The following is an 18,448-nucleotide window of genomic DNA, read 5'->3' as shown; positions in this document are numbered from 1 at the left end:
CCCTGAGGGACGTCGCGGTACCGCGAAGGGACCCGCCGGCCCGGGGCCTCAGCCGGTTCCGGCCTCCGGGAGCGGAAGGCCCTGCGGGTCGGCGAGGAAGGCCGCGACCAGCGGGCCGGCCTGGGCGCGGCACTCCTGGAAGTAGGCGTGGCGGGCGCCGGTGAAGAGGTGCGTCCGGGCCCTGGGGATACGGGCGGCGAGCAGGGGTGCGTTGGCCGCGGGCGTGAGCCGGTCCTGATCGCCGTGCAGTACGAGAGTGGGGGCCGTGATCCGGGGGAGGGCCTCCCAGGCGTCGTGCTCGTTGCTCGCCACCAGGTGCCCCCGGCGGGCGTGCGGGGGCATCCCGGGGTCGCCGAGCGTCGTGTACGGGCCGGGATGGTCCGCCAGCCAGGCGGGGGAGTACATCAGGTCGAGGAGGGCCTGCCGCGCCGCCGTCGGATCGGCCTGGGCCAGGGCGCGCCGTACCGCGGCATCGCGCTCCTGCGCCCGGGGGCCGCCGGGCGAGGTGCAGCCGAGGACGAGGCGGCGGACCCGGTCCGGGTGGCGGGCGGCGAGCCACTGGGCGACGCGGCCGCCCATGGAGGTCCCGTACACATCGGCCTGCCCGATGCTCAGGTCGTCCAGGACCGCGATCAGGTCGTCGGCGAACAGCTGGGTGGAGTAATGCCCGCCGGGTTTTCCGCTGGCGCCGGTGCCGCGGTAGTCCATGGTGACCGTGCTGTGGGTGGTGTGGAAGTCCTCGCGCACACCGTCCCACCAGTGGTGGTTGTTGGCCTGTCCCGCGAGGAGTACCAACGGGCGTCCGGAGCCGTGCCGTTGATAGGCCAGCACGGTGCCGTCCTGGGCGCGGGTCGAGGCGTGCAGCTGCTGAGTGCCGTCGGTCATGTCGTTCCTCGGGTGGGCGACGTCGTCGGCGATGCCCACGCCGGCGGACAGCGGTCAGCGGGGCAGCTGCTCGGCGCCGGGATGCCTTAGGCGTTCATGATGACACCGGCCGGGTGGCGCTCCTCCGCCACCGGCACCCCTGGCGTCAGGTCCGCGCCCTTGTGTAGCGGAATGGTCAAGTTCGCCGGACAAAAGGGGCATTGGGCTCGCGCGATGGAGCATTTTTCCGTCGTACATCTGAGCGATCATGTAAAGATTGGCTTGTTCGTCGCATCGGAGATGGAGACACACGGGGGCTGGGCTGTGTTCTGTCGTCACGCAAGTCCGTCCGGGGAGACTCCCGGGAGCGCGTCGGTAACGGGCAGCCCGCTTTCCGGAGGGCGTATCCCCCACATTTCTGCGCCGCCCCACATTTAATCGCCGCACCGCCGAAAAGGCGGGAACAGGCGGGACCTTGCCGGAATCGGCGCCGCCTCCGCGGTGAATGACGCATGCCGCAAGGTGTTTGGACCGTACGCGTGCCCTGGCTTTGGCCATACCTCCGGGATCAGGTGGTAGACCGTGTTGCAGCGTGACATCGAAGTGAAACTCCTGCGCACCCTCATGGCGGTCGTCGATGAGAATGGATTTGCTCGCGCCGCACAGACTCTGCACGTGACACAGCCGACCGTGAGCCAGCAGATCCAGCGTCTGGAATCCATTATTCAGGCGCCGTTGTTCCAGCGCGCCAAACGGCCGTTACGGCTCACCCCGGCCGGGCGGGAGGTGGTGGCCCACGCCCGTCGCGTCATCCTGCTGAACAATGAAGTCCTCAGCAAGCTGTCAACCCTGCACAGCCAGAAATCGTTCAGCATGGGCTGCTCGGTCCACTTCGCCGACGGACTGCGGAGCATGCTCAGCCAACTGGCGGTGGAGCGGCCGCATTTGCGCTGTGCGATGGCCACCGGACTCAGCGCCGTGCTCGCCGATCAGCTGGCCCAGGGGGAGTTGGAGGCGGCGCTGCTGCTGGGGACGGAAACCCCGCGCTGCGAGACGCTCGGCAGACTGCGGCTGGCGTGGTTCGGCGAGGTGCCCCTGGTCGCCGGGGACCGGTTCCCGGTGGCGCTGGTCAGCGAGCGCTCCGCACTGAGCATCCGGATCGTCGACACCCTGGCCGAGCGCAACGTCCCCTGGCGTTCGGTGCCGTGGTGCTCCGACCCGCTGTCGGTCCGCGCCTCCGTGCAGGCCGGGCTGGCCTACACGGCCCTGCCCGCCGACACCCACCACAACCACCCCGCCCTGCGCCCCGCCCCGCTCGGGGCCCTGGGGCCCGCACCGGAACCGCTGCCCGTCTATCTGGCCTTCTCGACCTCGGTGCCCGAGCCCGTCGTCGACGCGGCGCGGGCGGTGGCCCGCGCGACGCTCAAGGGCCTGCCGCTGTCCCCTCCGTGACCGTCGTCCCTGGTGCGAGGGCCCGCATGGCCGGCCGGACCGGCCGGCCATGCGCCGGGGGGCGGCCCGGTCAATAGGCGGTCCGGGCGGCTCCGCGGGCTGCCAGCTTCGGGCCGTACGGAGCGGAGTCCAGCCACGCGCCCGCCTTGAGCCCGGCCGTGGCCACGGCCGCCGCGGCCCGCCGCCGCAGCCAGACCGAGGGGCGCTGCGCCAGCATGTGCTCCAGGGCCGCGCTCGCGCAGGCACGGTTGTAGCCGGCCGCCTCCTTGCGCTCCTCGCCGAACCGGACGATCTCCGCCTCGGCCGCGCCGGGATTCCCGGCCGACAGCGCCTCCCGGGTGGCGCGCACCGCCCGGATCGCGTCCGGGATGCTGGAGTTCATGCCCCGGGCGCCGAACGGGGCGAACAGATGCGCCGCCTCACCCGTCAGCAGCACCCGGCGGTGCGCGTCGGTGAACGTGGCGGCCACCTGCTGGGCGAACCGGTAGGTCGACACCCAGCGCACCCGCTCGCCGTACGAAGCGGGCAGCACCCTGGGGATCCAGCGGCGCAGCCCCTCCGGGGAGATGAACCGCTCCGGGGCGTCGTTCACCAGGAGGTTGAGGTCGACCCGCCAGCCGCCGGCGAACGGCACGATCAGGACGTTCCGGCCGCCGACCCCCGGGTGGTGGTAGTGGAAGACCCGTTCGAGCGGCACCGGGTGGGCGGGGTCGTCATCGAGGTCGACGACCACGAAGGTGTTCCGGGAGCGCGGCCCCTCCAGGGGGCTGCCGATGGCGGACCGCAGCGCGGACCGTGACCCGTCCGCCGCGATCACATAGTCCGCCTCCCACGTGACGCCCGTGGAGTCCACCAGCCGCACCCCGTCCGGGGAGCTCTCGGCCGAGGTCACCTCCACACCCCAGTGGAACTCCACCCCGTGTTCCCGGCACGCGGCGGCCATCAGGTCCTCGGTGTGCACCTGCGGAAGACTGGTGAACGGGGGCAGCCCGTCGCGGCGCAGCGGTGGGTAGGTCCGGGTGTAGATCTCCTGCCCGGCCCAGAACGACCGCTTGGTGGCCCACATCAGGCCACGTCCGGCGATCTCGTGGCCGAGCCCCGGGCTGACCCGCTCCAGTGCGCGCAGTGACGCTCCGTGCAGATACGCGGCGCGGCTGCCCGGCCGGACCGTGTCCCGGGTGCGCTTCTCCAGGACCACCGCGGGCAGGCCGGCGGCGCGCAGTGCCAGCGCGGCGCTCAGTCCGGCCGGACCGGCGCCGACCACCAGCACCGGCTGACGGGTTGCCGCGGCGTCGGGGATGCTCATGCCGCCTCCTGGACGAGATGGAGGGTGTCGGGGGTGAAGGAGACGATGCGGCCGTCGAGACCGCCGGTGAGCAGGGCGTGCCACAGCGCGGTGCGCATTCCGGTCTCCTCGCGGCGCAGCACGATCTCCCGCTCCGTAGTGGACAACTCCAGGTAGTCGCCGGTCCTCCGGACCGCCATCCCGGCGGCCTCGGCGGTGTGGACCACGGGTTCGAACTCCGGCACGTCGAGTACGTACACCGCGAGCGTCACGGGCCTGCCACCTCCGCGTTCTTCCGTATGAGCTCCGCCTTCCGCTGCCACAGCGCCTGCGCCGAGGGGCGCGGGGAGCCGGCGATGTCGGTGAGCGCGGCCAGCGTCAGCTCCGCGTCCCGGGCATCGATCGCGGACATCTCGCGGAGGGGTCTGGTGATCTCCAGCTGGATGCCGTTGGGGTCGTCGAAGTAGATCGACTCGATCAGCTCGTGCCCCAGTGGCCGGGTGACCCGCACCCCGTGGGCCTTCAGCCGGTCCCGCCAGGCCAGCAGCTCCTCCTCGGTGTCGACGTGGAAGGCGACGTGACGGGAGCGGTGCATGAGGTCGCTCGGCGCCTCCTCCTCCGGCAGGCCGAAGTAGTAGAAGAACGCGATCCGGTTCCCCCTGCCCATGTCGAAGAAGAAGTGCACGAAGTCCGGGTAGTCCTCGGTGACCCAGCCCGTCGCGGTGATCGCGTGCACCAGGGGCATCCCCAGTGCCTGGGTGTAGAACTCGTGGGTCGCCCGCGGGCGCCAGGTGACGAAGGCCAGATGGTCGACGCCGTCCAGGCGCGGGCCCGGCCGGCCGGTCCGGGGAACCGGGGACGGTGAGGGGGTTGCCAATGCTCCTCCTAGTAGGGGCGGAACGGCCCGGACCGGCGCTGCCGGAGCGGCGTCAGCGGGCCGGGGAGGGGGTGCGCCCCCGCAGCCCGGTGCCGGCGATGACCGCCCCGAGCAGCAGGGCCAGCCCGCCGACGACCAGCGCCCAGCGGGTGCCGCCGGCGTTGGACGAGGTCAGATTGAGGACCACGCCGAGGACGGCGACGCCCAGTGAGGCGCCGACCTGGCGGGCGGAGTTGAGCGCGCCGGCGCCGATACCGGCGAATTCGGCCGGGACGGAGCCGGCCATCCCGGCGACCAGGGCGGGCAGGGCGAAGGAGACGCCGAACCCGAACGCCAGCAGACCCACCACGGTGGCCACCAGCGCACCGGTCGAGTTGCCGGTGAACGGCGCCTGGAGCAGCGCGCCGACGCCCATGAGGACGAAGCCGATGGTGGCCGGACGGCGCGGCCCGATCCGGCCGACCAGCCGCCCGGTGAAGATCGGGTTGAAGGCCGTGGGCAGGGTCAGCGGAAGGAAGGCGAGACCGGCGCTGAACGAGGAGTAGCCCCGGCTGTCCTGGAAGAACAGCGAGAGCACGAACAGCAGCCCGGACAGGCCGAAGTTGGCGAGCAGACCGGAGGCCAGCGCGGCCGAGAAACCGCGGCTGCGGAACATCCGCAGCGGGAGCATCGCCGCGTCACCGGCCCGCAGCTCCGCGACGACGAAGACCACCGCCGCGACCACCGCCACCGCGAAGGCGGCCAGCACCCCGGCGGCCGACCAGCCCTTCTCCGGGCCCTCGATCAGTGCGTACACCAGCGCGGCCAGCGCCAGTACGCCGCTGAGCTGCCCGGTCAGATCGAGTCCGCTGCGCTGCTTGCGCGCGGTCTCCGGGGCCAGTCGCACCGTGATGACCAGGCTGACCAGGGCCAGCGGCACATTGATCAGGAAGATGGTGCGCCAGCCGACGGTGTCGGTGAGCACGCCGCCCACCAGCGGTCCGGCGGCGAGTGCCGCACCCGTGATGGCCGCCCAGGACCCCACCGCACGGGCCCGCTCGGCCGGGTCGGTGTAGGCATTGGTGATCACCGCCAGGGAGGCCGGCAGCAGCAGCGCACCGGCCACGCCCAGGGCCAGCCGCAGCACCACCAGCGCGTCCAGCGTCGTCGCGGCCGCCGAGACGCCGGACAGCACCCCGAACGCCACCAGGCCCCAGAGGAAGATCCGCCGGCCGCCGTAGCGGTCCGACAGCCAGCCCGCGGTGAGCAGCAGGGCGGCGAAGGTGATGGTGTAGCCGTTGGTGACCCACTGGAGGCCGCTCAGCCCGACGTGCAGGTCCCGGGCGATCGCGGGGAGCGCGACCGAGACGATCGTCATGTCCAGCAGGACCATGAAGTAACCGAGCGAGAGTCCGATCAGTAAGGTGCGCGAGGGCTTACCGCTCCGTGCCGCATCGGCGACGGAAGCCCCCTGTGGTTCCGCCTGCGTTGCCATGTGTTTTCTCCTCGGTTTCAAGAATCGCCATTTCCGCCGCCTGAGCCGCATCACCGGGGCGGGCCAAATCATTCAACCGGACGCGGAAGGGGAATTGACGGTGGTGACGAAGGGAATGCCCTATGGTTAACATCGGCCCAGCCGATGGGTCCTCAACTGGGGGGCGTGCGCGTGGAGTTACGGCATCTTCGGACGTTCGAAACGGTTGCCCGGACACTGAGCGTCACACAGGCGGCGCGGGAGCTGCACTATGCGCAGTCCAGTGTCAGTGACCAAATTCAGGCACTGGAACGAGAATTGGGAGTCGAGCTGCTGGACCGGTCGCAGCGCCGGATTCGGCTGACTCCGCAGGGGTCGGTGCTCTCGGAGTACACCAACCGCATCCTCAAACTGCTGGAGGAGGCGCGCTGGGCGGTCTCGCGGCCCGGCTCGGAGCTGGCGGTCGGCGCGCTGGAGACCGTGGGCCTGCATCTGCTGCCGGATGTGCTCGCGCACTACCGCTCGCTGTACCCGCAGGCGCGGGTGCGGGTGGGGCAGGACAACCGCGGCGAGCTGTACAAGGCCGTGCGCCGGGGTGACCTGGATCTGTGTCTGACCTTCGGCGACCCGCCCGCCGACGCCGGCCTGTGCTTCGAGACGCTGGCCGAGGAACCGCTCGTGGTCATCGTGCCGCCGGCGCACCATCTGGCCGCCCGTGGCCGGGCCGGCCTGGAAGAGCTCTCCAGGGAAGCCTTTCTGGCCACCGAGCGGGGCTGCGGCTTCCGGGAGATGTACGACAGCTCGTTCGGGGCCGCGCCGTCGCAGGAGCCGATCGCGGAGGTCTCGGGCATCGGCACCCTCGGCGCATGTGTGGCGGCCGGGATGGGCTGTGCGCTGCTGCCGCTGATCTCGGTACGCGGCCAGGCCGCCCGTGGCGAGGTGGCCGTCGTGGAGGTCGGCGACACCGATCTGCGGACGACGGTGACGATGACCTGGCTGGACCGCAACTCCACGAACCCGAACCTCACCGGTTTCCAGTCGGTGCTGCGCAAGCAGCTGGGCAGCTGACAGCGGGCCGTTCCGTTTCCCGGTCACCGCTCCACCGCCTGCGGTTCGGGCGCGGGCGGTGCCACGGGGGCCGGCGGGCGCGGCTGCGCAGCGGGTGATGGCGCATCCGGCGACCGCACCGCCGCCGACGGCAGCGGGATCGCCCTCAGCCGGGCGCGGGCGATCTTGCCGGTGACCGTGGTCGGCAGCCGGTCGACGATCACCAGCTGTTCGGGCAGTTTGTAGGTGGCCAGTCCCTTGCCGGACAGATGCCCGGTCACCTCGTCCAGTGTCAGGGCCGCCCCCTCGTGGAGCGCGGCCAGCAGACAGGAGCGCTGGCCCAGCCGCGGATCGGGCCGTGCCACCACCGCGTGCTGTGCCAGCTGCGGCAGATCGTTGAGCAGCTCCTCCACCTCCAGCGCGCTGAACTTCAGACCGCCACGGTTGATCAGCTCATCGGCGCGCCCCCGGTAGCTCACCGAACCGTCCGGGTGGAGAACGCCCAGATCGCCGGTGCGCAGCCACCCGTCGGCGGTGAGCGCGGCCCGGGTCAGCTCCGGCGCGTGGAGGTAGCCGCGGAACATGTAGGGGCTGCGGTACTGGAGCTCCCCGGTCTCGCCCGGCCCGGCGGGCGCGCCGTCCCGGCCCCGCACCCGGACCTCGCCGCCGGACACCGGCCGCCCTATGGTGTCCGCCGCCTCGGGCGGGTCCCCGGGACGGGTGAAGGTGCCCGCACCGATCTCGGTCATCCCCCACTGCACGACGAGCCGCGCGCCCAGCGTCCGCCGTACGCTCGCGGCCAGCTCGCGCGGCACCGGGGCGCCGCCGGTGCGCACCTCCCGCAGCCCGGCCGGCGCCCGGTCGGCCGGGCTGTCCTCCAACAGGGCGGTCAAGTCACGGAGTTGGGCCGGCACCGCGAAGGCCGCGGTGGCCGGGGCGGCGTGCAGCGCTTCGAGGAAGCGCCGCGGCTCCCACCCGTCGAACAGGCCGACACCCCCGCCGACGACCAGGGCCAGATGCACCGACAGCAGCCCGAACGCATGGCTGAGCGGGCTCGCGGAGACGAGGGTGTCCGCGGGGCCGAGTCCGCCGTCCGCCGCGACGGCGGCGGCGTTGCCGAGCAGCCCGCCGTGGCTGTGCACACACAGCTTCGGACGCCGGGAGGTGGTCCCGGATGAGGCGAGCAGCACCAGGGGTGTGTGCGCGTCCCGCGGACGGTCCGGAAGCTCCGCGACCGGGACCGGCGGGCCGGTGAGCAACTCCGTCGAGTCCGGCAGCCCGGCGTGCCCGGGGCGGGACGGACCGGGGCCGGCGGGCCCGCCGTCAGCGGATCCGCCGTAGGAGACCCAGACCCGGCGCAGCGAGGGGCAACGCTCGCGCAGGGCGCGGATCTCGTCGACGCGGTCCCGGCCGCGGCAGGTGTCCCTGGCCACCAGCGCGGCGGCCCCGGCCTGGTCGACCAGCGACCGCACCTCGTGGGCACCGTAGGCGGAGTGCAGGGGCAGCAGCGCCATGCCGAGCCGGGCGGTGGCCGCGTGCAGCACCACCAGCTCCCAGCAGTTGGGCAGTTGGGCCGCGAGCACCTCACCGGCCCGCAGGCCCTGCCGGTGCAGGGCGCCGGCGGTCCGTTCGGCCGCCAGCAGGCACTCGCGCCAGGTCCGGTGGCGGAGCCCGTCCCATACGGCGGGGCCCGTACGGCGGGCGGCGGCCCGCTCCAGAGCTTCGGTGAACGTCAGAAACGTGGTTGTCGATTCCGGATGCCGATCGTTCACGAAGCTCCTCCGTCTACGGCAGAACGAAACAGTCGCTGCCTTGCCGACAGGGATTCTGGGCAGTCGGTGAGCGGATCGTCCAGACAATTCCCGATAAGAATTCCTGATGCCGGCCGGCCGGTGGGGCGTCATAAGGGATATCTATCCAATACTCAACTGACGGCGGTGGCTGCTCTTTTCCATGGCGTCGGCTCATCCTTGTTCGGGCCGGCCGATGCGGTCCATCGGACGGGCCGAAGTTGCGCGCCTCCGGTGCACAACTGAGCGCCAGTGCAGGGCAGATGAGGTACCGAAGGCGGTCGCCGGCGCGGCCGGCGCAAAGAAATCCCAATAGAGAAGGGCGGTACTCCGCTTCGCGCCGGGGTCGTCACGGGGTTCGAGCACCACCGATCGGCGGCGCCGATGCCTGCCATCGAAAAGGCCGAAGCGCCCTGTTTCCGCTGGCCGTCCGGTACGTTTCCAGGTTTCGAGGAATGCGGAATCCATGCTTTTCCGTTTCGCGGTCACTTTCCGCTTGCCGGGCGAACGGAATTCCCCACAGAATGCCGACGGCCCCGATACAGGAGGTATCGATGTCCGTTGCCCACCCTTCCGGCACAGCACAGGAACGGCTCCGCCCCGGCGCGGGGTTCTCCGGGGACGGTGCGTTCTCCGGCGCCGATCTGCGGCGGCTGGACGACGCGATCCGTGACGCCCGGCTCGCTTCGACGGCGTCCGCGTCGACGCTTCTCGCACAGGTGGCGGCGGGCGGCGAGGCCGTAGCGCTGACCGAACGGCACTGCGTGTTCGACCACTGCGCGGTGCTGCTGTTCCCCCGCACCCTCACCGACGGACTGCGCGACCTGGAACGGCGCGGCCTGGCACCGCTGCCGACCGTGCCGAGCACCGTGGTGCGCCGCAGACTGAGCACCCGCCACGGACTCGACCCGGCCGCGTGCCAGGTCCACATCACCCGGCTCCGCCTGGAGTTACCGAACGGCCGTCGGCAGGCCGCGGTCGAGGTGTTCCTCTTCCCCCGCGACAGCGGCGCCTTCGACCGCCGGGTCGAGGAGTCGGAGGCCGCGCACGGCTTCGAGCACCACACCGCGTTCGTGGTGCCCCGCCCGAGCCCGCCGCTGCTGGAACGGCTCGTCACCGCCTGGCGTACCGAGGCCGGCCTGCTGTGGGAAGGCGGCGGTCACAACCCCCACGAGGGCGGCCCCCAGGGCTCCACCGTCATGTACTTCGTCCGGGAGCACGCCTGGCCGTCACCCCGCCGTCGCTTCGAACTGCACTGCGCCGGCGACCTCAGGGACTTCACCGCCCGGATCGCCGAGGAGACCGAGGCTGTCGACCGCGCCTACGCCGACTGGCGCCGCACCGCCCACGACGGGCCCCGCTGACCACCGCGCCCCGCCCGAGACCGACGCACCGTCCGCACACCCTTCAGGAGACACCGTGTTACGGAACGACACCCTGGGCCCCAGGAATCTGACGCTCACCCCCGAACTGCACAGCTATCTCCTCGCACAGGGCAGGATGACCCCCGACCCGGTGCTCGCCGAGCTGATCGAGCACACCGGAGCCGCCGTCCCCGACCAGGCACACATGACCGTCGCGCCCGAGGAAGGCGCCCTGCTGACCTTCCTGGTGCGGCTGCTGGGCGCCCGGCACATCGTCGAGGTGGGGACCTTCACCGGCTACTCCTCGCTCTGTCTGGCGCGCGGGCTGCCCGCCGACGGCTCGCTGATCACCTGTGATGTCTCCGCCGAATGGACCGCCCTGGCCCGCGACTTCTGGGCCCGCGACGGGGTGGCCGACCGGATCGAGCTGCGGCTCGGCCCGGCCCTGGACACCCTCCGCGCCCTGCCTGTCGAACCGCACCTGGACCTGGCGTTCATCGACGCCGACAAGCCCGGCTACATCGGCTACTGGGAGGAACTGGTGCCACGGCTGCGGCCGGGCGCGCTGCTGCTGGCCGACAACACGCTCTTCAGCGGCCAGGTGATCGACGCCGACCCGGCCGAGAAGCCCGCCGCCATCCGCGCGTTCAACGAGCACGCCCGCAAGGACGACCGCGTCCAGCTCGTCATGCTGCCGATCGCGGACGGGCTGACGATGGCCCGCCGGCTGCCGCCCGGTGAGTCGCCGGTCTGATGGAACCCACCAGCCAAGCGACGGCAAGTACGCCACCGGCACCGGCCGGCCGGACGACGCGGATGACGGGGGCGGCCCGGTCCGGCTACCCGCTGCCCTCGCTCACCGCCGAGGGACCGTTCGTGGAACTCGACGAGGACTGCCCCTGGGACCTCGCCGCGGCCCGGCAGCAGCCGGACTGGGACGACCCCGTCCAGGCCGCGGCCATGCGCGCCGAACTCGCCCAGCTGCCCGGCCTGGTCACCTGGGAGGAGGTCCGGCTGCTGCGGACCCTGCTCGCCGAGGCCGCGACCGGTCACTACCTGGTGATCCAGGCGGGCGACTGCGCGGAGGACCCGGCGGAGTGCGAACCGTCGGCGGTGCTGAGGAAGGCCGGGCTGCTCGACGCGCTGGCCGGGGTGATGACGGCGGGGACGGGCAAGCCGGTGGTGCGTATCGGCCGGATCGCCGGGCAGTTCGCCAAGCCGCGCAGCGCCACCACCGAAACCGTCGGCGGCCGCGAACTCCCGGTATACCGGGGGCACTTGGTCAACAGTCCCGAGCCCACCCGGACCGCGCGGCGGGCCGACCCGCGCCGGATGCTGGACTGCTACCACGCCGCCTTGTGCGCGGTGACCTGTCTGCGGCAGCGCACCAGCGCCTGGGCGCCGCCCACCGGCGCCCCGGTGTGGACCAGCCATGAGGCGCTGGTCTTCGACTACGAGCTGCCGCTGCTGCGGCGGACCGCCACCGGCCACACCCTGCTGGCCTCCACCCATCTGCCCTGGATCGGGGAGCGGACCCGGCAGCCGGACGGTCCGCACACCATGATGCTGGCGCAGGTGGCCAACCCCGTCGCGTGCAAGGTCGGGCCGGCGACCCGGCCGGAGGACCTGCTCGCCCTGTGCGCACGCCTCGACCCGGGGCGCGAGCCCGGCCGGCTCACGCTCATCGCCCGGATGGGAGCACCGGCGGCCGGCACCGCACTGCCGCCCCTGGTCTCCGCCGTGCGCCGCGCCGGCCACCGCGTCGGGTGGCTGTGCGACCCGATGCACGGCAACACCGTCACCTCACCGGGCGGTGTGAAGGTCCGGGCGGTGCCGACGGTCGTCGCCGAGGTCCGGGCCTTCCTGGACGCGGTCACCGGAGCCGGTGGAACCCCCGCCGGACTGCACCTCGAAACCACTCCGCATGACGTCACCGAGTGCGTCTGGGGAGACGACCCCGCGGACATCGACGCCGAACGGGCCGCCGGCCCGGCCCGGCACGCGTCCCACTGCGACCCCCGCCTCAACCCGGCGCAGGCCGTCGAGGTGGCCCGCGCGTGGGCGAACCCGTCCGCGCGCACCCCGGCATACGCGGCGGGCTCGGCGCTCGGCTGAGCCCGCGGCGCGTGCGTCACCATCCCTCCTGGAAAGGAACGACACCATGAGTGAAACCGTCATCCGCACCGACGACGGCACCATCGCCATGATCAACGTCTTCGAGGTCGCCCCCGAGAACCAGCAGGAGCTGGCCGACGTACTGAGCGAGGGCGCCGAGAAGTTCATCCGGCACCGGCCGGGGTGCGTCTCGGTGAACATCCTCCCCAGCACCGACGGCAAGCGGCTCGTCTACTACGCCCAGTGGCGCACCAAGGCCGACATCAAGGCGACCATGGCCGACCCCAATGTCCAGGTCTACCGCGACAAGGCGGCCGAACTGGCCAAGCCGGACCCGCACGCGTACACGGTCTTCGCCGTCCACCACCCGGAGGACTGACGGCCTGACACCGGCCGCCGCCCCCACCAGGGGCGGCGGCCGCGCGCATCCCGGCGGGGCGGACCCGCCCCTCGCTACCGGGGCCCGCAGACCGTCGCGGGCACCCCCGCAGGGGCCGCCCCGCCGTTCAGCTCCGCGAGCGCACCGTCCAACGCCTCGACCAGATAGTCCTGTTGATGGTGCGTCAACATCGGGTGGCAGGGGAGATTGAGATGCTGCTCGAACCAGCTGCGTTCGGCGACCGGGCACTCACCGCGCAGATGTCCGCGGTGGCGCCACTGCGGCAGCAGATGCTGGGGGAAGTAGCGCAGCTGGATCTCCACACCCCTGCGGTCCAGGGCCAGGACGAGCCGGTCACGCAGCTCCTGGTGGTCGGCGAGGCAGGTGTAGAGGTGGTAGGCGTGGGCGCTGTGCGCGGGCGCCGACTGCGGGGTGAGGAAGGAGTAGCGGGAGAGCACCTCGTCCAGCCGCCCGGCGAGCGCGCGCCGCCGCGCCACGGCCGCCTCGACCCCCGTGAGCTGGGCCTGTCCCAGCGCCGCGACCACCTCCGGCATCGTCGCGTCGCTGCCGGGCCGCCGTACGCAGTCGCGCTGGAGGGGCGTGGCGTACGCGGTCCCCGGCAGCCCGGCCGGCTCCGGCGCAGGGTGCGCGGTCCGGGCGTCCCCGTCGGGGGCGCGCAGCCGGTGCAGCCGCTCCGCCCAGTCGTCCCGGTCGCAGGTGATCAGCCCGCCCTCGCCCAGCGCGGTGCTGGACTTGGCATTGCGGAGGCTGAAGGTGGCGAGGTCCGCCAGGGACCCGGGGCTGCGGCCGCGGTAGCGGGCGCCCAGCGCATGCACACAGTCCTCCAGCACCAGGAAGCCGTGCCGCCGGGCCAGGGCCATCACCGTGTCCATCTCGGCGGGGCAGCCGCCGTAGTGCACCAGCAGCAGGGCCCGGGTGCGCGGGGTGATCAGCGCCTCCAGCGCGGCCGGGTCGAGGTTGAGGGTGGTGGGGTCGATATCGCAGAACCGGACCCGTACGTCGTAGTCCAGCAGCGGCTGGACGGTGGAGCGATGGGTCTGCGGGGTGGCGATCACCTCGTCGCCGGGGGCCAGATCGAGCATCCTGACCGCCATCTGGAGGGCGACCGCTCCGTTGTTCACCGAGATCGCGTGCCGGCTGCCGACCGAGGCGGCGAAGGAGCGCTCGAACCGTTCACGCCGGGCGCCGGCGGGTAATGGTGTGCTCTCGTGGACGAGCTCGGCCAGCACGGCGGCCTCGGTGTCGGTCGACAGGCTGCCCCGCTTCCCCCAGGGCACGAGGTAACTCTTGTCCAGCATCAGTTCCCCCCGGATCGTCTCTGGTCACGCACCGAAGAGGTGCAGTCCTATGACAGTCGAGGGGCGGCCGCCGGTGAAGAGTCAGCGGCGGTCAGCAAGGTCAGTTAGGTCAGCTTCCCGTGGGCGGCGGCGCGGTGCTGCCCCGCGGGACGAGTTCGGTCGGCAGCACGATATGACGCTCCTGCGCGCCGTCGACGTCCTCGATCACCGACCGGGCCAGGTGAACGGCGGTGCGCCCGATGTCGGCGGCGGGCTGGGCCAGCGTCGTCAGGCCCAGGACCCCGGCCATGACGTGGTCGTCGAACCCCATGACCGAAACCCGCCCGGGGACCGGGACATTGGCCTCCCGCAGCGCCGCCAGCAGACGGAAGGCGAAATCGTCGGTCTCGGCGAAGAGCGCGGTCGGCGGGTCCTGGAGACTCAGCAGCCGGCCCACCGCCGCGCCCATACCGCTGCCCTTCCAGCCCGGCACGCTCATGATCAGCGCGTCGTCCCGCTCCAGTCCGGCGTCGGCCAGGGCCCGCAGATGCCCGGCGAGCCGGTTCTTGCTGCTCCAGGCGAAGCCCGTCTCGTCGGACGTCTGGAGGAAGGCGATCCGCCGGTGGCCGAGGTTGATCAGATGGCGGGTGCCGCGCAGCGCGGCGTCCGCGTCGTCCACGTAGACACTGGGGCGCCCCTCGGCGTGCTGGCTGACGAACACGAGCGGCATGCCCAGGTCGTCCAGCCGGGCCCGCTCGGCGGGGGTGAGCGCGAAACTCACCACGAGCAGCGCATCGGCGTTGCGGCGGGCGGGCAACCGGTCGAAGAAATCGGCGCGTTCGCGTACATCGGCCACGCTGTAGACCAGCAGGTCGAGACCCGCCTCGCGCAGCGCGGGCGCCATACCGGCCAGTGCCGCGCTCAGGAACCACGTCTCCAGGTGTGGGGTGAGCACGGCGACCCGTCCGGTGCGGCCGGTCACGAGACTGGAGGCGCTGCGGGTGATCGCGAAGGAGAGTTCGCGGGCCGCCGCCTCCACGCGGGCGCGGGTCGTGTCCGAGACCGTCGACAGGCCGCGCAGCGTGCGCGAGACGGTGGAGACCGAAACCCCCGCCCGCTGGGCCACATCGGCCATCGTGGCCTCGCTCTGAGCTGAGGACATGCCGGGACGCTAGCACAAAAAGGCGATGACAGCGTTGCCAGAAGGTCCCGAAGAGAAATCTGTTGTTCACGAGCCGTTGACCTGGCGACAAGGCCACTTCTAGCCTGCAAGCGCTGTCATCGAAGGCAGCCAAGACGTGAGGAGCACTCATGGCCTTGAGCCGCAGAACCCTGCTCGCGGGCGGTCTCGCCGCCGGAGCCGGGCTCACCAGCGGTTGCGCGGGCAAGCCCTTGGACACCCTGCTGACCCAGGCCGCCCACGTCCCGCGTACCCCGGCCACCCTCGTCTGGTGGGTGTCCGAAATCCCTTCCCGGAACGGCCCGGTGGTGGCCGACCTGATCATCCGGGCCTTCGAACGCCGCCATCCGCACCTCCGTGTCCGGAAATCGAACGCCCTCAGCACCACCGACGGCAATCGCGCCGCGGTCACCACCCAGCTCGCGGGAGCCTCACCCACCCCCGACGTCTACCTGGGGGACACCACCTGGCCGGCCCAGTTCGGCGCCAACTCCCTTGCCCTGCCCGTGCAGACACTGCTGCCCAAGGACTTCTGGTCGGACTATCCGGCGGCCCTGCGCCGGGTCAGCGAGTACCGCGGGGCCGTGTACGCGCTGCCCTTCTTCACCGACAACTCCTTCCTCTTCTACCGGAAGGACCTGCTGGCCAAGCACGGTCTGCCGGTGCCCCGCACCTGGGAGGAGCTGCTGCGCACGGCGCGCAGGATCCAGCGGGCCGGCGACGCCGCCTACGGCTTCCTCTGGCAGGGCTCCGTATCGGAGTCGCTGACCTGCAATGTCACCGAGTTCCTGGCCGACGCCCAGGCCCCCGTACTGGACGCGGCGGGGCGGGTGGCGCTGAGCGGGCCGGGCGCCGAGCGGGCCTTCGCGCTGATGCGGGAGTTCACCGAGACCGGGGTCACGCCCCGTACGGTCACCACCTACGTGGAAGCGGACTCCCAGGACGCCTTCACCGGCGGCCGCGGCGTCTTCCTGCGCAACTGGTCCTACGCCTGGGGCAACGCGGCCGACCGCGCGGTCTCCAAGGTGGCCGGCCGGGTCGGCGTCGTACCCCGCCCGGGCTTCGACGGCGACGGGCCGCGCGGGGTGAGCTGCGCCGGCGGCTGGAGCAATTTCGTCAATCCCAACTCCCACCACCTCGGGGCCGCGGTCGCCTTCGCCCGCTTCTGCGCCGGAGAAGAGGCGCAGATGATCCTGCTGAAGCACGCCGGGGTGATTCCGGCGCTCGAAGGCGTACTGGCCCGGCCGGAGGCCCGCCGGGTCGGTGATCCCACGCTCTCCCGGGCCAAGGAACTGCGGCTGGTCGCCCGGCCGGTACAGACCCCGTACTACCCCCAGGTCAGCAAGGCGCTCTACACCCGGGCCAACGCCGTGATCGGCGGCCGGGCCACGCCCGCCCAGGCCGTGCGCGCGGCCCGCGCCGACATCCGTACCGCGCTGGAAGGCAGGGCGCTGTGAATGCCGTTACCTCCTCCGCGGGCTCCTCCGCGGCTTCCTCCGCGACCGTCCCCGAGAGTCCGGCCCGGAAGCCGGCCGGAGTGCACACCGGACCCGTACCGCGCGGCGGTGGCCCGGCCCGGGTGAGCCGGCGCAGACGGGCGCGCACCGGCTGGTTCTTCGCCTCGCCGGCACTGCTCACCATCGCTGCCGTGACGGTCTTCCCGGTGCTCTTCTCGGTGCTGCTCAGCTTCGCCGATGTCCGCCTGGAGTACGGCGGGTTCAGCATCCAGTCCCTTACGGGCGACCATTACGCCGCCTTGCTGAGCAGCCCGGAATGGCGCCACGCGCTCCTCTTCACCTTCGGCTTCACCGCCGTGACCGTCCTGCTGGAGCTGGTGCTCGGCACCGCGGCGGCGCTCGTACTGGAACGGCTGGGAGCCGCCCGCGGCTGGGTGCTGGCGGTGCTGCTGCTGCCCTGGGCCCTGATCAATGTCGTCGCCGCCCAGTTGTGGGGATATCTCTTCAACGGCACCTACGGCGGGCTGACCTGGCTCTTCGCGCAGATCCTCGGCCACCAGCCGGACATCCTCGGGCAGCCCGCCTCCGCCATGGGCGCCATGGTGGTGGTCGACGTATGGAAGACCACGCCCTTTGTCGCGATTGTCGTTCTCGCCGGACTGATGCTGATACCTGGCGATGTCTACGAGGCGGCGGAGATCGACGGCGCCGGCGCCTGGACGACGTTCTGGAAGGTGACCCTGCCGCAGCTGCGGCCGATCATGGCCATCGCGGTCCTCTTCCGCATTCTCCAGGCATTCGGCATATTCGACCTGCCGTTCGTGCTGACCCAGGGAGGACCGGGCACCGCCACCGAATCCCTGGCGATCCTCGGCTACAAAACGCTCTTCCAGAACCTCGACATCGGCCGGGGCGCGGCGGTGGCCACCACCTCCGCGGTCATCGTGATCGGCTGCTGTCTGCTCTTCCTGCGGGTCTTCCGGACGCAGGCCGACGAAGGAGGGCGGGCATGAACCGCCGTACACCGGCAACCGGTATCCGCCGGTACCTCAACGCCGTCAACCTCGGCGGTCTGGCGATCGTCGTGCTGTCGACCCTGCCGCTCTACTGGATGATCGCGTCGTCCTTCAAGGGACCGGGCGAGATCAGCGCCGCCCCGCCCGGCCTGGTGCCGGAATCGGCGACGCTCGGCAACTACGCGGAGGCGTTCGTCCGCAACGGCATCGGCCGCTATCTGCTCAACAGCGTGCTGGTGGCCTCGGTTTCCACGGCCGCCGTGCTGGGGCTGTCCTTCTTCGCGGGGTACGCCCTGGCCCGCACCCCGCTGCGCGGCCGCGGCGCCATCATGACGACGCTGCTGATGCTGTCCGTCTTCCCGCCGATCGCGCTGGTCGTTCCGCTGTTCCTGCTGGAGCGGCAACTCGGGCTGCTCAACAGCTACCCGGGCCTGATCGTGCCCTATGTCGCGCTCAATCTGCCGTTCGCCATCTGGATCATGCGCAACTACCTGGTCGGCATCCCCCGTGAGCTGGAGGAGGCGGCCACCGTCGACGGCGCGGGGCCGTTGCGCACCGTCCTGACCGTGATCGCGCCGCTGGCCCGGCCGGGGCTGTTCACCGCGGGCATCTTCACCTTCACCGCGACCTGGGCGGAGTTCCTGCTGGCGCTGACCTTCAACAGCGAGGACGGCCACCGCACCGTTCCGGTCGGCATCGCCCTGTTCACCAGCCAGTACACGGTCCCCTACGGGACGCTGTTCGCGGGGGCCGTGGCGGCCACCGTCCCGATCGGCGTCCTGGTCCTGATCTTCCGCCGCTCGATCGTCTCGGGCATGACCTCAGGGGCGGTGAAGGGATGACCCCGGCCCCCGCGCCGGCCACCCCGCCG

General features: G+C 71.9%; 17 protein-coding genes. 9 read left to right on the top strand and 8 right to left on the bottom strand.

What is annotated here, in order from left to right; genetic code table 11:
* Nucleotides 1–48: 48 nt before the first annotated feature.
* Entirely contained in the window at nucleotides 49–885 is an 837-nt protein-coding gene (locus ACZ4XD_RS07935; RefSeq protein WP_468039282.1) for an alpha/beta fold hydrolase, read from the bottom strand.
* Nucleotides 886–1,446: 561 nt separating this feature from the next.
* On the opposite strand from ACZ4XD_RS07935, the gene ACZ4XD_RS07930 reads away from it, so the two are divergent.
* Nucleotides 1,447–2,316 (top strand): LysR family transcriptional regulator, encoded by an 870-nt coding sequence (locus tag ACZ4XD_RS07930; RefSeq protein WP_468039280.1) that lies wholly within the window; start codon nucleotides 1,447–1,449, stop codon nucleotides 2,314–2,316.
* 70 nt (nucleotides 2,317–2,386) lie between these two features.
* On the opposite strand, the gene ACZ4XD_RS07925 is transcribed toward ACZ4XD_RS07930, so the two are convergent.
* The 4 genes from ACZ4XD_RS07925 to ACZ4XD_RS07910 are packed head-to-tail and all read right to left on the bottom strand — an operon-like array spanning nucleotide 2,387 to nucleotide 5,952.
* Nucleotides 2,387–3,622 carry an FAD-dependent monooxygenase gene (locus ACZ4XD_RS07925; RefSeq protein WP_468039278.1) on the bottom strand — a complete coding sequence of 412 codons (1,236 nt, stop codon included), beginning with the start codon at nucleotides 3,620–3,622 and terminating at the stop codon, nucleotides 2,387–2,389.
* A complete protein-coding gene (locus tag ACZ4XD_RS07920) occupies nucleotides 3,619–3,873 on the bottom strand; it encodes a hypothetical protein (RefSeq protein WP_468039276.1) in 255 nt (84 codons plus the stop codon). Before ACZ4XD_RS07920 ends, ACZ4XD_RS07925 begins: the two co-directional genes overlap by 4 nt.
* Nucleotides 3,870–4,478, bottom strand: coding sequence for a VOC family protein (locus ACZ4XD_RS07915; protein WP_468039274.1), 609 nt, complete (start codon nucleotides 4,476–4,478; stop codon nucleotides 3,870–3,872). Before ACZ4XD_RS07915 ends, ACZ4XD_RS07920 begins: the two co-directional genes overlap by 4 nt.
* A 52-nt stretch (nucleotides 4,479–4,530) precedes the next feature.
* Entirely contained in the window at nucleotides 4,531–5,952 is a 1,422-nt protein-coding gene (locus ACZ4XD_RS07910) for an MFS transporter (RefSeq protein WP_468039272.1), read from the bottom strand.
* Nucleotides 5,953–6,096: 144 nt separating this feature from the next.
* Here ACZ4XD_RS07910 and ACZ4XD_RS07905 point away from each other — a divergent pair, with 144 nt between their 5' ends.
* A complete protein-coding gene (locus tag ACZ4XD_RS07905; protein ID WP_468039270.1) occupies nucleotides 6,097–6,999 on the top strand; it encodes a LysR family transcriptional regulator in 903 nt (300 codons plus the stop codon).
* 23 nt (nucleotides 7,000–7,022) lie between these two features.
* On the opposite strand, the gene ACZ4XD_RS07900 is transcribed toward ACZ4XD_RS07905, so the two are convergent.
* Nucleotides 7,023–8,750 (bottom strand): class I adenylate-forming enzyme family protein, encoded by a 1,728-nt coding sequence (locus ACZ4XD_RS07900; protein WP_468039268.1) that lies wholly within the window; start codon nucleotides 8,748–8,750, stop codon nucleotides 7,023–7,025.
* 572 nt (nucleotides 8,751–9,322) lie between these two features.
* Between ACZ4XD_RS07900 and ACZ4XD_RS07895 the strand changes: the two genes are divergently transcribed.
* The 4 genes from ACZ4XD_RS07895 to ACZ4XD_RS07880 are packed head-to-tail and all read left to right on the top strand — an operon-like array spanning nucleotide 9,323 to nucleotide 12,626.
* On the top strand, nucleotides 9,323–10,132 hold the full coding sequence (locus tag ACZ4XD_RS07895; RefSeq protein WP_468039266.1) for a hypothetical protein: 810 nt from the start codon (nucleotides 9,323–9,325) through the stop codon (nucleotides 10,130–10,132).
* 55 nt (nucleotides 10,133–10,187) lie between these two features.
* Complete coding sequence (locus ACZ4XD_RS07890) at nucleotides 10,188–10,886, top strand: O-methyltransferase (protein WP_468039264.1); 699 nt, start codon at nucleotides 10,188–10,190, stop codon at nucleotides 10,884–10,886.
* Complete coding sequence (locus tag ACZ4XD_RS07885) at nucleotides 10,886–12,247, top strand: 3-deoxy-7-phosphoheptulonate synthase (protein ID WP_468039262.1); 1,362 nt, start codon at nucleotides 10,886–10,888, stop codon at nucleotides 12,245–12,247. Before ACZ4XD_RS07890 ends, ACZ4XD_RS07885 begins: the two co-directional genes overlap by 1 nt.
* Nucleotides 12,248–12,293: 46 nt before the next feature.
* Nucleotides 12,294–12,626: a putative quinol monooxygenase gene (locus ACZ4XD_RS07880; RefSeq protein WP_468039260.1), complete on the top strand. Its 333-nt coding sequence runs from the start codon at nucleotides 12,294–12,296 to the stop codon at nucleotides 12,624–12,626.
* Nucleotides 12,627–12,700: 74 nt separating this feature from the next.
* Here ACZ4XD_RS07880 and ACZ4XD_RS07875 read toward each other — a convergent pair whose 3' ends face one another.
* Nucleotides 12,701–13,945, bottom strand: a complete 1,245-nt coding sequence (locus tag ACZ4XD_RS07875; RefSeq protein ID WP_468039257.1) for a DegT/DnrJ/EryC1/StrS aminotransferase family protein — start codon at nucleotides 13,943–13,945, stop codon at nucleotides 12,701–12,703.
* A 109-nt stretch (nucleotides 13,946–14,054) separates the two neighbouring features.
* Nucleotides 14,055–15,086 carry a LacI family DNA-binding transcriptional regulator gene (locus ACZ4XD_RS07870; protein ID WP_468039255.1) on the bottom strand — a complete coding sequence of 344 codons (1,032 nt, stop codon included), beginning with the start codon at nucleotides 15,084–15,086 and terminating at the stop codon, nucleotides 14,055–14,057.
* A gap of 149 nt (nucleotides 15,087–15,235) precedes the next feature.
* Here ACZ4XD_RS07870 and ACZ4XD_RS07865 point away from each other — a divergent pair, with 149 nt between their 5' ends.
* The 3 genes from ACZ4XD_RS07865 to ACZ4XD_RS07855 are packed head-to-tail and all read left to right on the top strand — an operon-like array spanning nucleotide 15,236 to nucleotide 18,419.
* The gene (locus tag ACZ4XD_RS07865) at nucleotides 15,236–16,561 is read left to right on the top strand and encodes an extracellular solute-binding protein (protein ID WP_468039253.1); all 1,326 of its coding nucleotides are present in this window, start codon (nucleotides 15,236–15,238) and stop codon (nucleotides 16,559–16,561) included.
* The gene (locus ACZ4XD_RS07860; protein ID WP_468039251.1) at nucleotides 16,558–17,574 is read left to right on the top strand and encodes a carbohydrate ABC transporter permease; all 1,017 of its coding nucleotides are present in this window, start codon (nucleotides 16,558–16,560) and stop codon (nucleotides 17,572–17,574) included. The genes ACZ4XD_RS07865 and ACZ4XD_RS07860 overlap by 4 nt, the downstream gene beginning before the upstream one ends.
* Nucleotides 17,571–18,419, top strand: a complete 849-nt coding sequence (locus tag ACZ4XD_RS07855; RefSeq protein ID WP_468039249.1) for a carbohydrate ABC transporter permease — start codon at nucleotides 17,571–17,573, stop codon at nucleotides 18,417–18,419. Before ACZ4XD_RS07860 ends, ACZ4XD_RS07855 begins: the two co-directional genes overlap by 4 nt.
* The last annotated feature ends 29 nt before the right edge of the window (nucleotides 18,420–18,448 follow it).

The sequence above is a fragment of the Streptomyces sp. NPDC029466 genome (genome assembly GCF_055574515.1).
The sequence above is the reverse complement of the archived record's forward strand: the minus strand, read 5'-3'. Positions and strand labels throughout refer to the sequence as shown.